Origin of the sequence: Pseudomonas ulcerans (genome assembly GCF_036324125.1) — a bacterium.
Classification (GTDB): domain Bacteria; phylum Pseudomonadota; class Gammaproteobacteria; order Pseudomonadales; family Pseudomonadaceae; genus Aquipseudomonas; species Aquipseudomonas ulcerans.
On the sequence record NZ_JAZDQN010000005.1, the window covers coordinates 141,120 to 154,591 of the forward strand.

11 protein-coding genes are annotated in these 13,472 nt (G+C 64.7%); 8 read left to right on the forward strand and 3 right to left on the reverse strand.

Going from position 1 to position 13,472, the window contains the following annotated elements; all coding sequences use genetic code 11:
- Positions 1-12: 12 nt before the first annotated feature.
- Entirely contained in the window at positions 13-531 is a 519-nt protein-coding gene (locus V0R59_RS06870; protein WP_330073650.1) for a dihydrofolate reductase, read from the forward strand.
- A 129-nt stretch (positions 532-660) separates the two neighbouring features.
- Here the strand turns inward: V0R59_RS06870 and V0R59_RS06875 are convergent, their stop codons facing one another.
- Positions 661-2,049, reverse strand: a complete 1,389-nt coding sequence (locus V0R59_RS06875) for an L-cystine transporter (protein WP_330073649.1) — start codon at positions 2,047-2,049, stop codon at positions 661-663.
- Between the two features lie 243 nt (positions 2,050-2,292).
- Here V0R59_RS06875 and V0R59_RS06880 point away from each other — a divergent pair, with 243 nt between their 5' ends.
- The 4 genes from V0R59_RS06880 (at position 2,293) to V0R59_RS06895 (ending at position 7,502) form a co-directional block, all read left to right on the forward strand.
- Entirely contained in the window at positions 2,293-3,348 is a 1,056-nt protein-coding gene (locus tag V0R59_RS06880) for a haloacid dehalogenase-like hydrolase (protein ID WP_330073648.1), read from the forward strand.
- 124 nt (positions 3,349-3,472) lie between these two features.
- On the forward strand, positions 3,473-4,003 hold the full coding sequence (locus tag V0R59_RS06885) for an RNA polymerase sigma factor (RefSeq protein WP_330073647.1): 531 nt from the start codon (positions 3,473-3,475) through the stop codon (positions 4,001-4,003).
- A complete protein-coding gene (locus V0R59_RS06890; protein ID WP_330105837.1) occupies positions 4,000-4,965 on the forward strand; it encodes a FecR family protein in 966 nt (321 codons plus the stop codon). Before V0R59_RS06885 ends, V0R59_RS06890 begins: the two co-directional genes overlap by 4 nt.
- A 188-nt stretch (positions 4,966-5,153) precedes the next feature.
- Entirely contained in the window at positions 5,154-7,502 is a 2,349-nt protein-coding gene (locus V0R59_RS06895) for a TonB-dependent siderophore receptor (protein ID WP_375547346.1), read from the forward strand.
- A 182-nt stretch (positions 7,503-7,684) separates the two neighbouring features.
- Here the strand turns inward: V0R59_RS06895 and ilvD are convergent, their stop codons facing one another.
- On the reverse strand, positions 7,685-9,526 hold the full coding sequence (gene ilvD, locus V0R59_RS06900) for a dihydroxy-acid dehydratase (protein ID WP_330073644.1): 1,842 nt from the start codon (positions 9,524-9,526) through the stop codon (positions 7,685-7,687).
- A 310-nt stretch (positions 9,527-9,836) separates the two neighbouring features.
- On the opposite strand from ilvD, the gene V0R59_RS06905 reads away from it, so the two are divergent.
- Entirely contained in the window at positions 9,837-10,319 is a 483-nt protein-coding gene (locus V0R59_RS06905; RefSeq protein ID WP_330073643.1) for a DUF2867 domain-containing protein, read from the forward strand.
- Positions 10,320-10,387: 68 nt separating this feature from the next.
- Here V0R59_RS06905 and V0R59_RS06910 read toward each other — a convergent pair whose 3' ends face one another.
- Complete coding sequence (locus V0R59_RS06910) at positions 10,388-11,584, reverse strand: class I SAM-dependent rRNA methyltransferase (RefSeq protein WP_330073642.1); 1,197 nt, start codon at positions 11,582-11,584, stop codon at positions 10,388-10,390.
- A 197-nt stretch (positions 11,585-11,781) separates the two neighbouring features.
- On the opposite strand from V0R59_RS06910, the gene V0R59_RS06915 reads away from it, so the two are divergent.
- Together V0R59_RS06915 and mutM are read left to right on the forward strand one after the other, a co-directional pair.
- On the forward strand, positions 11,782-12,594 hold the full coding sequence (locus V0R59_RS06915; protein ID WP_330073776.1) for an HDOD domain-containing protein: 813 nt from the start codon (positions 11,782-11,784) through the stop codon (positions 12,592-12,594).
- 3 nt (positions 12,595-12,597) lie between these two features.
- Positions 12,598-13,410 (forward strand): bifunctional DNA-formamidopyrimidine glycosylase/DNA-(apurinic or apyrimidinic site) lyase, encoded by an 813-nt coding sequence (gene mutM / locus V0R59_RS06920; protein ID WP_330073641.1) that lies wholly within the window; start codon positions 12,598-12,600, stop codon positions 13,408-13,410.
- Positions 13,411-13,472 lie beyond the last annotated feature (62 nt).

The window sequence follows — 13,472 nt, forward strand, 5'->3', positions numbered from 1 at the left end:
ATCCTCGCCGCCATGAAAACATCACGCCCCCTCAGCCTGATCGTGGCTCTCGCCGAGAACCGCGTCATCGGCCTCGACAACCGCATGCCCTGGCACCTGCCGGGGGACTTCAAGTACTTCAAGGCCACCACCCTGGGCAAGCCGATCATCATGGGGCGCAAGACCTGGGACTCGCTGGGTCGGCCACTGCCGGGCCGGCTGAACCTGGTGGTCAGCCGCCAGGCCGGGCTGCAGCTGGAAGGCGCCGAGGTGTTCGGCTCGCTGGAAGACGCCATGGTGCGTGCCGAGCAGTGGGCGGCGGAGCAGGGCGTGGACGAGCTGATGCTGATCGGCGGCGCGCAGTTGTATGCGCAGGGGCTGGAGAAGGGGTTGGTGGATCGGCTGTACCTGACCCGGGTGGAGATGAACCCGGAAGGGGATGCCTGGTTCCCCGAGGTGGACGAGCGCGTCTGGAAGAAGGTGTCCAGCCAGCAGGGGCCGGTGGAGGAAGGGAAGCCGGTGTATCACTTCGAGGTTTGGGAACAGGTCTGAGATTGTCGGGACCGCTTTGCGGTCCTTCGCGACGGTTCGGCGCACCGACAAGCTCGCTCCCACGGAGATCTTGCAGTGCCTGTGGGAGCGAGCTTGCTCGCGAAGGCCTGCTTAGCAGGCCCAAAGATCTCAAGAGTGACTCAGCTGAACCTGCTCATCCCCAGCCAACACTGCTTTGTCGGTCTGCCCAAGCATCTGGCTGGTGATGGTCCCCGCCGTCATCGAGCCACTGACATTCAACGCCGTCCGCCCCATGTCGATCAGCGGCTCCACCGAAATTAGCAGCGCCACCAGCTCCACCGGCAAGCCCATCGCCGGCAGCACGATCAGCGCGGCGAAGGTCGCACCGCCACCCACTCCGGCTACCCCGGCCGAACTCAAGGTCACCACCGCCACCAGCGTGGCGATCCACAGCGGGTCCAGCGGGTCGATACCCACCGCCGGCGCCACCATCACCGCCAGCATCGCCGGATACAGCCCGGCACAACCGTTCTGCCCGATGGTCGCACCGAACGACGCGGCAAAGCTGGCGATCGCCTGTGGCACGCCCAGGCGACGGGTCTGCGCCTCGATGCTCAGCGGGATGCTGGCGGCGCTGGAGCGGCTGGTGAAGGCGAACGTCAGCACCGGCCAGACCTTGCGCAGGAAGCGCAGCGGATTGACCCCGGCCAGGCCCAGCAGCACGCCATGCACGCCGAACATCAGCGCCAGGCCGATGTAGGACACCACCACGAAACTGCCCAGCTTGATGATGTCGTCGAGGTTGGAACTGGCGACCACCTTGGTCATCAGCGCCAGCACGCCGTACGGCGTGAGCTTCATCACCAGGCGCACCAGGCGGGTCACCCAGGCTTGCAGGGTGTCGATGGCGGCCAGGGCGCGGTTGCCCTTCTCGGCGTCATCCTTGAGCAGTTGCAGGGCGGCGACGCCGAGGAAGGCGGCGAAAATCACCACGCTGATGATCGAGGTCGGCTTGGCCCGCGCCAGGTCGCCCACCGGGTTGCTCGGCAGGAAGGAAAGCAGCAGTTGCGGGATGTTCAGGTCGGCGACCTTGCCCGCGTAGTCGCTCTGGATGGTGGCCATCCGCGCGGTTTCCTGGGTCCCGGCCACCAGCCCCTCGGCGCTGAGGCCGAACAGGTTGGTGAGGACTATGCCGATCAGCGCCGCGATGGCGGTGGTGAACAGCAGGGTGCCGATGGTCAGCACGCTGATCCGGCCCAGGGACGAGGCGTTGTGCAGGCGCGCCACGGCAGACAGGATCGAGACGAAGATCAGCGGCATCACGATCATTTGCAACAGCTGCACATAGCCGTTGCCGACCAGGTCCAGCCAGCCGATGGTGGCTTTCAGCACCGGATGGCCGGCACCGTAGAAGGTATGCAGGGCGGTACCGAACAGCACGCCGAGGATCAGGCCGACCAGCACCTTCTTCGCCAGGCTCCAGCCCGGGTTGGTTTTCGCCAGGCCCAGCAGCAATGCGAGGAACACCAGCAGGTTGAGAAACAGCGGCAGGTTCATTGAAGCTCCAGTAAAAACGACGCAACCGCCGATAAACGGCGGTTGCTGAAACGAAAATGCTAACAGCATGAAAACAAACGAATTTATATCGTTATGGAATTAGTGATGTCGTTTCTGGAATAAACACCGGTCGCTCACAGGCAAGTGGCTGCCGCTCGGGCCATTGTCGGCGTCGTTGTCGGAGCGCAAGGGTGGGGCTGGAGTGCTTAGGGTTGGACGGTCATCTTTTCTGGAGAACCGCACATGAAGTTCGCTCCGAAGATCCTTGCCACCGGCCTGGCCCTCCTGCTCGCCGGCCAGGCGCTGGCGGTCGAGCTGAAACACTGGCCGGAACCGGCCGCCAGGCAGCTCGACGCCATGATCGCCGCCAACGCCCACAAGGGTAACTACGCGGTATTCGACATGGACAACACCAGCTATCGCTTCGACCTCGAAGAGTCGCTGCTGCCGTTCATGGAAAACAAGGGCGTGCTGACCCGCGACAAGCTCGACCCGTCGCTCAAGCTGATGCCGTTCAAGGACACGGCCGAGCACAAGGAAAGCCTCTTCAGCTACTACTACCGCCTCTGCGAAATCGACGACATGGTCTGCTACCCCTGGGTGGCGCAGGTGTTCTCCGGCTTCACCCTCAAGGAGCTCAAGGGCTACGTCGACGAGCTGATGGCCTCGGGCAAGCCGGTGCCGAGTACCTATTTCGAGGGTGACCAGGTCAAGACCATCGAGGTACAGCCGCCCAAGGTCTTCACCGGGCAGACCGAGCTGTACAACAAGCTGATGGAGAACGGCATCGAGGTCTACGTGATGACGGCGGCCTCGGAGGAACTGGTGCGCATGGTCGCCTCCGATCCGAAGTACGGCTACAACGTAAAGCCGCAGAACGTCATCGGCGTCAGCCTGCTGCTCAAGGACCGCGCCACGGGTGCGCTGAGCACCGCACGCAAGCAGATCAGCGCCGGCAAGTACGACCCTGCCGCCAACCTCGGCCTGGAACTGACCCCGTACCTGTGGACCCCGGCGACCTGGATGGCCGGCAAGCAGGCGGCCATCCTCACCTATATCGATGAATGGAAGAAGCCGGTGCTGGTGGGCGGGGACACGCCGAACAGTGACGGCTACATGCTGTTCCACAGCGTCGATGTGGCCAAGGGCGGCATCCATCTGTGGATCAACCGCAAGGCCAAGTACATGGACCAGATCAACGGGATGATGGCCAAACATGCCGCGGCGCAGGCCAAGGAAGGGTTGCCGGTGACGGCGGACAAGAACTGGGTGGTGGTGACGCCGGAGGAAATCCAGTAGTTTGTCGGGGGCCTCATCGCAACGATGAGGCCCGCAAGGCAACAAAAGACAATACCAATTGCGAATTGATCTCATCCTCTGCTAGCGTGCGCATCCTCCCGACCCCGCTCACCAGGAAGTGCCCGTGTCTTCGTGGAATACGCAGATCGCCCGCTTGTTCGCCGAGCAGAAGAAAGCCCTGGAGGCCTTTGTCGCGCGGCGCACCGGTAACAGCCAGGTGGCCGCGGACCTGACCCAGGAATCCTTCCTGCGCCTGGCGCGGCTGCCCGCCGACAAGCAGGTCGATAACCTGCCGGCCTTCCTGTTCACCATCGCCAGCAACCTGGTCCGCGATCACCAGCGCCAGGCGATCCGCCGCGAGCGCCTGGACGGCGGCGAACCGAGCGAAGACCTGCCCTGCAGCGCCCCCGGCGCCGAGGAACAGCTTGCCACCCAGCAGGAGCAGCGCCTGATGCAGGCCGCCATCGAGGCGTTGCCCGAGGCGACCCGGCATATCTTCCTGCTCTATCATGTCGACGATTTGTCCTACCGGGAGATCGGTGAGCGCCTGAAGATCACCCCGCGCAGCGTCGAATACCAGTTGCGCCGCGCCCTGGTGGACTGCCGGGCGTTCATCAAGGCCCGCCTGCTCGACGACACACCGGGGGCACGATGACCGAGCCCTTCGCTGCCATGGATACGCGCATGACCCACCCTGACGATCTGTTCGAAGAGGCAAGCGCCTGGTACTACCGCTTGCAGGCCGAGGACGTCAGCCAGCAGGAGCGCAGCGATTTCGCCGCCTGGCTCGCCCGTGGTCCGCATCAGGCGCAGGCCTGGGACGAGGTGCTGGCGCTGCTGGGCGCCCTGCGCGAGCCGGCCCGGCAACTGCGCGAGGCCGAGCGGGCGCGCTGGCGCCGGCCGAGGCTGAGGGCCTGGGCCAGCGCCGCCGCCGTGGTCCTGGCGGTGGGCGTCCTGACCCTGTCCAGCCCTTGGCCGGACCGCTGGCGCGCCGACTACGCCACGACCACCGGCGAGTCGCGCAACCTGAGCCTGGCCGATGGTTCCCAGGTCCAGCTCAATACCGACAGTGCGATCCAGGTCGACCTCGGCCAGGGCGAGCGTCGCGTGCAACTGCTGCGCGGCGAAGCCTGGTTCGAGGTCAGTGCGGACCCGGCGCGGCCCTTCGTGATCCGTTCCGGCGAGGGCTGGGTCAAGGTGGTCGGCACCCGTTTCAGCGTGTCGCGCCAGGACGGCCAGACCCGGGTGCGGGTGGCCCAGGGCAAGGTGCAGGTCAGTGCCGGCGGCGAGCAGGCCGTGCTGCTGGAGCCGGGGCGCGGTGTCGAATACCAGGGCGGGCAATTGGCCGCGGTGCACGAGATCGACGGCGCCAGCGAGTTCGCCTGGCGCCAGCGCCAGCTGGTGTTCCGCCAGCAGCCGCTGGCCGAGGTGGTCGAGGAACTCAATCGTTATTGGCCGGGGCAGACCCTGGTGCTCGGCGAGGCCCTGCGCCAGCGCAAGGTCTCCGGGGTGTTCGAGATCGACAAGCCGGACGCCGTGCTCAAGGCGTTGAAGCACACCCTCGGGCTCAACGCCGAGCAATACACCCCCTGGCTGCGGGTGCTGCGCGAAGGCTGAGGAAAAATTTTCGGAAAGTTTCAGGGTTTTCCCCAAACCCGTCGTCCTTGAACTCGTAGGCGCAAATAACAAGCACTCTCAGATGGTGCGGCGCCGCTGAACGACTTCGACGATTTTGGGGAGCACCACCGATGCCACACACCACCACCCGGCGGCACCTGCCGACGCTGCTCAGCCTGGCCATCGCCATGGGCTGCGGCACGTTCGCCCTGCCAACCCTGGCTGCCAGCGAGACCCAGGCGCAGGTCCATCGCTTCGAGATTCCCGCGCAGTCCCTCGACGGCGCGCTGGCCGCGTTCAGCGCGGTCACCCGGGTGCAGGTGCTGGTCACGGCGGAGGTTACCCAGGGCCTGCGTTCGCCGGGCGTGATCGGCAGTTATCCACAGAGCGAGGCGCTGGGTCGGCTGCTGGCCGGTACCGGGCTGTCCGCCAGCTACATCGACGGCGACAGCGTGACCCTGGAAAAGCGCGCCCGTGGTGACGAGGCCGTGCAACTCGGCGCCACGAAGATCAATTCCGACCTGCTCGGCGCCACCACCGAGGGCAGCCGCTCCTACACCACCGGGGCGCTGACCATCGGCAAGGGCGAGCAGAAGCTCAAGGACATCCCGCAGTCGGTCTCGGTGGTCACCCGCCAGCGCATGAACGACCAGAACATGAACAACCTGCAGGACGCGATGCGCCAGGTCACCGGGGTGACGATCAAGTCCTACAACTCCGGCTCCAGCCTGAACGACGTGTACATGCGCGGCTTCCTGGTCGACCAGGTGCAGGTCGACGGCGTGTCCCAGGCCACCGGCCAGGGCGACCTGGCCACCAGCTTCGATCTGGCGATGTACGACCGCGTCGAGGTGCTGCGTGGGCCGAGCGGCCTGTACCAGGGCTCCGGCGAGCCCGGCGGGACCATCAACGTGGTGCGCAAGCGCGCCCTCGGCACCTTCGGCCTGAACGGCGAGCTGTCCGCAGGTTCGTGGGACAACTACCACTCCAGCGTCGACATCACCGGCCCGCTTAATGCCGATGGCAGCCTGCGCGGGCGTTTTGTCACCGCCTACGAGGACAACCAGTCTTGGGTCGACTACGCCAAGAATGAACGGCCGATGGTCTATGGCCGCCTGGAATACGACTTCACCCCGTCCACCACCCTGTCGCTGGGTGGCACCTACCAGAAGAACCGTTCGACTCCGGCCTTCGGTCTGCCGGCCTATGCCGACGGCTCGCTGCTGGATGTCAGCCGCTCCACCTTCGTCGATGCCAAGTGGAACAAGCTGGAAGAGCGCGTGTGGGAAGGCTTCGCCGAGCTGGACCATGCCCTGGACAACGGCGGCCAGTTCAAGACGTCGCTGACCTACCGCGATGCCGAGACGCCGACGCGCAACTTCACCTGGTCGGACGATGCCGTGGACCCGGCCACCGGCGACAGCTGGGCAGTGGCGTATTCCTACTACACCCATATCAAGAGTCTCGGCCTGGACAGCTTCGTCACCCTGCCGGTGGAAGCCTTCGGCCGCACCCACGAGTTCACTGCCGGCGCCGAGTACCAGCACCTGAACAAGGACTTCACCTACGGTGGCGGCGAGTACTTCCCGATCAATGTGTTCGACCCGGGTCGTATCGACATTCCCAAGCAGGAGTTCGCCATGGACAACGGCACCTGGTCGACCTCGCGGCAGTACGGGGTCTACGGCCGGGCCAAGCTCGCCGCGACCGACCAGCTGGACGTGATCCTCGGCAGCCGGGTGACCTGGTTCGAGGCCGAGGGCAAGAATGCCAATGCCTACTTCAACCGGTTCGGCGAGACCGAGACCAATATCGACCGCAAGTTCATCCCCTATGGCGCGCTGGTCTACGAGCTGACCCCGGAACTGTCGGCCTACGGCAGCTACACCAAGGTATTCAAGCCGCAGACCGATATCGATGCCAGCGGCTCGGTGATCGACCCGCGTGAAGGCGAGCAGTACGAACTGGGCCTGAAGCGCGAGTTCCTCGACGGACGCCTGAACGGCAGCATCGCCCTGTTCCGCATCTATGACGAGAACCGCGCCGAGCTGGTCTCCGGCGGGCAGTTCTACCGCGCCCAGGGCAAGGTTCGCAGCCAGGGCTGGGAGACCGAGCTGAGCGGCAACCTGACCGACAACTGGAGCGTGGTGACCGGTTACGCCTACACCATGACCCGGTCGATGAACGGCTCGGAGGAAGAGCAAGGGCGTACGTTCAGCACCATCACGCCGAAGCACAACTTCAACCTGTGGACCGACTACCAGTTCAGTGACGGGCTGCTGCAGGACTTCAGCGTTGGCGGTGGCGTCAGGGCGGTGAGCGCCACGTACTACCGGCGCAATGTCGACTTCGAGCAGCCGGGCTATGCGATCACCTCGGCGCAGATCGGCTACAAGGTCAACAAGCATGTGTCGGTGAAGCTGACCGGCAACAACCTGTTCGACCGCAAGTACTACGAGCGCGTGGACAGTCCGTGGGGCTCGAACTTCTACGGCGAGCCGCGCAACTTCACCTTTACCGTGCGGGCCAGTTACTGAAATAGCCAGGCCTGCATGGCCCTTGTAGGAGCGGGTTCACCCGCGATTGCGATGCTGGGCTCGCTGACGTAATCGCGGGTAAACCCGCTCCTACAGGATCCGCGTGACGCCTGGCCCCATCTTTCTTTGTTCCATAAAAAAACCGGCGCCCAAGGCGCCGGTTTTTCATTCAGCGGGCCCACTCACAGCCCGTCGAGCAACGCCTTGTTGCGCACCGCACCCTTGTCGGCACTGGTCGCCAGCAGGGCGTAGGCCTTCAGCGCGGTGGTCACCTTGCGTGGACGCTGTTCCACCGGTTTCCAGCCTTTCTTGTCCTGTTCGACACGACGCGCCGCCAGTTCTTCATCGCTGACCAGCAGGTTGATCGCACGGTTCGGGATGTCGATCAGCACCTTGTCGCCGTCCTGCACCAGGCCGATGGCACCGCCGGCTGCCGCTTCCGGCGAGGCGTGGCCGATGGACAGGCCCGAGGTGCCGCCGGAGAAACGACCGTCGGTGAGCAGGGCACAGGCCTTGCCCAGGCCCTTGGACTTCAGGTACGAGGTCGGGTAGAGCATTTCCTGCATGCCCGGACCGCCTTTCGGACCTTCGTAGCGGATGATGACGATGTCGCCTTCCTTCACTTCGTCGGCGAGGATGCCGCGCACCGCGCTGTCCTGGCTTTCGAAGATCTTCGCGTTGCCTTCGAACACGTGGATCGACTCGTCGACACCGGCAGTTTTCACCACGCAGCCGTCGAGGGCGATGTTGCCGTACAGCACGGCCAGGCCGCCTTCCTGCGAGTAGGCGTGCTCGACGCTGCGGATGCAGCCGTTTTCACGGTCGTCGTCGAGGGTGTCCCAACGGGTCGACTGGCTGAACGCGGTCTGGGTCGGGATGCCCGCCGGGCCGGCCTTGAAGAAGTGGTGCACGGCCGGGTCGTCGGTCTGGGTGATGTCCCACTTGGCGATGGCTTCTTCCATGCTCGGCGAGTGCACGGTCGGCACGTCGGTATGCAGCAGGCCGCCACGGGCCAGCGAGCCGAGGATGCTGATGATGCCGCCGGCGCGATGGACGTCTTCCATGTGGTACTTCTGGATGTTCGGCGCCACCTTGCACAGCTGCGGTACCTTGCGCGACAGGCGATCGATGTCGCGCAGGTCGAAGGCCAGCTCGGCTTCCTGGGCCGCGGCCAGCAGGTGCAGGATGGTGTTGGTCGAACCGCCCATGGCGATGTCCAGGGTCATGGCGTTCTCGAACGCCTTGAAGCTGGCGATGCTGCGCGGCAGCACGCTGGCGTCGTTGTCGCCGTAGTAGCGCTTGCACAGCTCGACGATGGTGCGGCCGGCGGTGAGGAACAGCTGCTCGCGGTCGGCGTGGGTGGCCAGGGTCGAACCGTTGCCCGGCAGGGACAGGCCCAGGGCTTCGGTCAGGCAGTTCATCGAGTTGGCGGTGAACATGCCGGAGCAGGAACCGCAGGTCGGGCAGGCGCTGCGCTCGTACTCGGCGACCTTCTCGTCGCTGGCCGAGGAGTCGGCGGCGATGACCATGGCGTCGACCAGATCCAGGCCGTGGCTGGCCAGCTTGGTCTTGCCGGCTTCCATCGGGCCGCCGGAGACGAAGATCACCGGGATGTTCAGGCGCAGGGCGGCCATCAGCATGCCGGGGGTGATCTTGTCGCAGTTGGAGATGCAGACGATGGCGTCGGCGCAGTGGGCGTTGACCATGTACTCCACGGAGTCGGCGATGATCTCCCGGCTCGGCAGGGAATAGAGCATGCCGTCGTGACCCATGGCGATGCCGTCGTCCACCGCGATGGTGTTGAATTCCTTGGCCACGCCACCGGCGCGTTCGACTTCGCGGGCGACCAGCTGGCCCAGGTCCTTCAGGTGCACGTGGCCCGGGACGAACTGGGTGAACGAGTTGGCGATGGCGATGATCGGCTTCTTGAAATCCTCGTCCTTCATGCCGGTGGCGCGCCACAGCGCGCGGGCACCGGCCATGTTGCGGCCGTGGGTGGACGTTTTGGAACGGTAATCAGGCATGAAGCACTCCTGGCGGCTAATCAGGTGACAAAAAGGGGAGTGAGCTTCTCTTGTCCTTGGTACCGCAAGGCAGGTGGCCGCTGGTACGGATGAGGCCGCAGACGTCACGGGATCGCCGCGCGCTCGGCCAGAGCTCATAAACCCGCCGGGGGATGACTGGCGATGAATAGGCCGATTCTACACCGCTGGCGGGCTTAGGGAATGGCGCAATGGATGGTCGGCGGGAATTGTCATCGGGCTCGCTTTCCACGGGCTAGAGCGTTACCGTGGCGGCCATCTTCGATCGATGGGCTTTTTTCACGGAGGAAATATGGTCCACCCTGCCGATGTTCCTGCCAGCAGCGTGCTGCGCATGCTCTCCACCACGGCCTGGTTCTTCGACTGTTTCGCCCGCCGGGTCACCCCGGAACAGGGCCTCACCGCGCTGGACGCTTACCGGCGCATGAGCCGCGCAGTACCGAAATGGATCAACCAGGCGCTGTGGCTGCGCGACCTCTTGGTCCGCCCGTTCGGGCTCAAGCCGGTGGCTGGATTCAACCTGCGCGAGCAGAAGACCGCGCGGGTCGGCGAGCAGCTCGATTTCTTCCAGGTGGCGGCGGTGACCGACCGCGAGCTGGTGCTGACTATCAAGGACAGCCACCTCGACGTGATGATCTCCGTGCACCTGGATCCGAACAATCAGCTCAGCCTGACCTCCATCGTCGAGCCGCACAATCTGCTGGGGCGGATGTACATGCGCTTGATCACGCCGTTTCATCGGCGGGTGGTGAAGTCGATGTTGGGTGGGTTGTAGGAACAACCCATCCATCGCGCCCATGAAAAATCCCGGCACCAGGCCGGGATTTTTCATTCAAGCGCTTATCAGCTGTTAGGCAGCAACCGGCAAATGATGCTCTTGATATAGCGAGTTTCCGGGATCGCCGGGTGCACCGGATGATCCGGACCCTGGCCGCCGCGTTCCAGCAGCTGGATATTGCGGTCCAGGTGACGGGCGCTGGTCAGCAGGATGTTCTGCAGGTCGTCTTCGGGCAGGTGCATCGAGCACGAGGCGCTGACCAGGATGCCGTCCTTGGTGAGCAGGCGCATGGCCTGTTCGTTGAGGCGGCGGTAGGCACCTTCGCCGTTCTTCAGGTCCTTCTTGCGTTTGATGAAGGCGGGCGGGTCGGCGACGATCACGTCGAAGCGCTCTTCGGCAGCCTTCAGTTCACGCAGCGCGGCGAACACGTCGCCTTCGATGCAGGTGACCTTCTCGGCGAAACCGTTCAGCGTGGCGTTGCGCTCGACACCATCCAGGGCGAAGCCCGAGGCATCGACGCAGAACACTTCGCTGGCGCCAAAGGCACCGGCCTGCACGCCCCAGCCACCGATGTAGCTGAACAGGTCGAGCACACGCTTGCCCTTGACGTACGGCGCCAGGCGCGCGCGGTTCATGCGGTGATCGTAGAACCAGCCGGTCTTCTGGCCTTCCATCACCGGCGCTTCGAACTTCACGCCGTTCTCTTCCAGCGCGACCCACTCCGGCACTTCGCCGTAGACGGTCTCGACGTAGCGCTCCAGGCCTTCGGCATCACGGGCCGAGGAATCGTTCTTGAACAGGATGCCGCTAGGCTTGAGCACCTGGATCAGGGCGGCGAGGACGTCGTCGCGCTGGCGCTCCATGGTCGGCGAGGCGATCTGCACCACCAGGATGTCGCCGAAGCGATCGACCACCAGGCCCGGCAGCAGGTCGGAGTCGCCGTAGACCAGGCGGTAGAACGGCTTGTCGAACAGGCGCTCGCGCAGGGACAGGGCGACGTTCAGGCGATGCACCAGCAGCGACTTGTCCAGCGACAGCTTGATGTCGCGGGACAGCAGGCGAGCGCAGATCAGGTTGTTCGGGCTCAGGGCGACGATGCCCAGGGGCTTGCCGCCAGCGCCTTCGAGGATCGCCTGGTCGCCGGCCTTGAATCTGTGCAGCGGAGTGGCGGCGACGTCGATCTCGTTGCTGTAGACCCACAGGTGGCCGGCGCGCAGGCGGCGGTCGGCATTGGCTTTGAGACGAAGGGTGGGCAGGGACATGACGTCGCTCCGGGAAAAAAGAGCGGGAGTATACCGTGCCGGCCAGCCCAGGCGCCCGTCGCCGCGACAAATTGCATGGCGACTGGCCGTCACTCGACCGAACGATCAGGTTAGAATCGCCCGTCAGCCCCGAGTGTGAACTTATGATCCAGGAACTCACCGCCGAACAGATCCAGCAAGCCTTGCAAGGCATCAGCGTGCCGCCCCAGCCGCAGATCATGGTCGACCTGCAGATGGAGCAGTACATGCCCGATCCCGACCTTGAGACGATCGCCAAGCTGATCTCCCAGGATCCGGGCCTGGCCGGCGCGCTGCTGAAGATCGTCAATTCGGCGCATTACGGGCTGAGCAACAAGATCGCCTCGATCCAGCGCGCGGTGAACCTGCTGGGCAGCCGCTCGATCATCAACCTGATCAATGCGCAATCGATCAAAGGCGAGATGAGCGACGAGACCATCGTCACCCTCAACCGCTTCTGGGACACCGCCCAGGACGTGGCGATGACCTGCCTGACCCTGGCCAAGCGCATCGGCTCGCAGGCGGTGGACGAAGCCTATGCCCTGGGGCTGTTCCATGATTGCGGCGTGCCGCTGATGCTCAAGCGCTTCCCCGACTACATGAGCGTGCTCGAAGACGCCTACGCCAGCGCCGGCGCGCGCCAGCGCGTGGTAGACACCGAGAACCAGGTGTTCAACACCAACCACGCGGTGGTCGGCTACTACACCGCCCGCTCCTGGCGCCTGCCGGAGCATGTCAGCAACGCCATCGCCAACCACCACAACGCCCTGGCGGTGTTCAGCGACGACTCGCCGCGCAATGCGCAGTTGAAGAACCTGCTGGCGATCCTGAAGATGGCCGAGCACATCTGTGCCTCGCACCGGGTGCTGGGCAACACCAGCGTCGACCACGAATGGAATACCGTCGGGCACCTGGTGCTGGACTACATCGGCCTGTCGGAATACGACTTCGACAACCTCAAGCAAACCATCCAGGAACTCGGTAGCCACTGATCCATGCCTGAATTACCTGAAGTCGAAACGACCCGCCGCGGCATCGCCCCCTACCTCGAAGGCCAGCGCGTCAGCCGCGTGATCGTGCGTGACCGGCGCCTGCGCTGGCCGATTCCCGAAGACCTCGACGTGCGCCTGTCCGGGCAGCGTTTCGTCTCGGTGGAGCGGCGCGCCAAGTACCTGCTGTTGAATGCCGAGGTGGGCACGCTGATCAGCCACCTGGGGATGTCCGGCAACCTGCGCCTGGTGGAGATCGGCCTGCCGGCCGAGAAGCACGAGCATGTGGATATCGAGCTGGAGTCCGGCCTGGCGCTGCGTTACACCGATCCGCGGCGTTTTGGCGCCATGCTCTGGAGCCATGCGCCGCTGGAGCATGAGCTGCTGGTGCGCCTGGGGCCGGAGCCTCTGACCGACCTGTTCGATGGCGAGCGCTTGTTCCAGTTGTCCCGCGGGCGGTCGATGGCGGTGAAGCCTTTCATCATGGACAACGCGGTGGTGGTGGGCGTGGGCAATATCTATGCGACCGAGGCCCTGTTCGCGGCGGGGATCGATCCGCGGCGGGAGGCGGGGAGCATTTCGCGAGCGCGGTATCTGCGGTTGACCATCGAGATCAAGCGGATCCTGGCTGCGGCGATCGAGCGGGGCGGGACTACCTTGCGCGACTTTATCGGTGGTGATGGGCAGCCGGGGTATTTCCAGCAGGAGCTGTTCGCCTATGGGCGCGGCGGGGAGCCGTGCAAGGTGTGTGCGGCGACGCTCAGGGAAGTGAAGCTGGGGCAGCGGGCGAGTGTGTTTTGTCCCAGGTGCCAGAAGTAAGGTTTGTCGGGAGTTTGATGGCCTCATCGCGGGTGAACCCGCTCCTACAAGGTTCGGTGCAG

What these genes read in the sequence shown, in the direction of transcription:
- V0R59_RS06870 (WP_330073650.1), top strand. Translation starts at nt 13, where the DNA reads ATGAAAACATCACGCCCCCTCAGCCTGATCGTGGCTCTCGCCGAGAAC.
- V0R59_RS06875 (WP_330073649.1), bottom strand. Translation starts at nt 2,049, where the DNA reads ATGAACCTGCCGCTGTTTCTCAACCTGCTGGTGTTCCTCGCATTGCTG.
- V0R59_RS06880 (WP_330073648.1), top strand. Translation starts at nt 2,293, where the DNA reads ATGAAGTTCGCTCCGAAGATCCTTGCCACCGGCCTGGCCCTCCTGCTC.
- V0R59_RS06890 (WP_330105837.1), top strand. Translation starts at nt 4,000, where the DNA reads ATGACCGAGCCCTTCGCTGCCATGGATACGCGCATGACCCACCCTGAC.
- V0R59_RS06895 (WP_375547346.1), top strand. Translation starts at nt 5,154, where the DNA reads ATGGGCTGCGGCACGTTCGCCCTGCCAACCCTGGCTGCCAGCGAGACC.
- ilvD (WP_330073644.1), bottom strand. Translation starts at nt 9,526, where the DNA reads ATGCCTGATTACCGTTCCAAAACGTCCACCCACGGCCGCAACATGGCC.
- V0R59_RS06905 (WP_330073643.1), top strand. Translation starts at nt 9,837, where the DNA reads ATGGTCCACCCTGCCGATGTTCCTGCCAGCAGCGTGCTGCGCATGCTC.
- V0R59_RS06910 (WP_330073642.1), bottom strand. Translation starts at nt 11,584, where the DNA reads ATGTCCCTGCCCACCCTTCGTCTCAAAGCCAATGCCGACCGCCGCCTG.
- mutM (WP_330073641.1), top strand. Translation starts at nt 12,598, where the DNA reads ATGCCTGAATTACCTGAAGTCGAAACGACCCGCCGCGGCATCGCCCCC.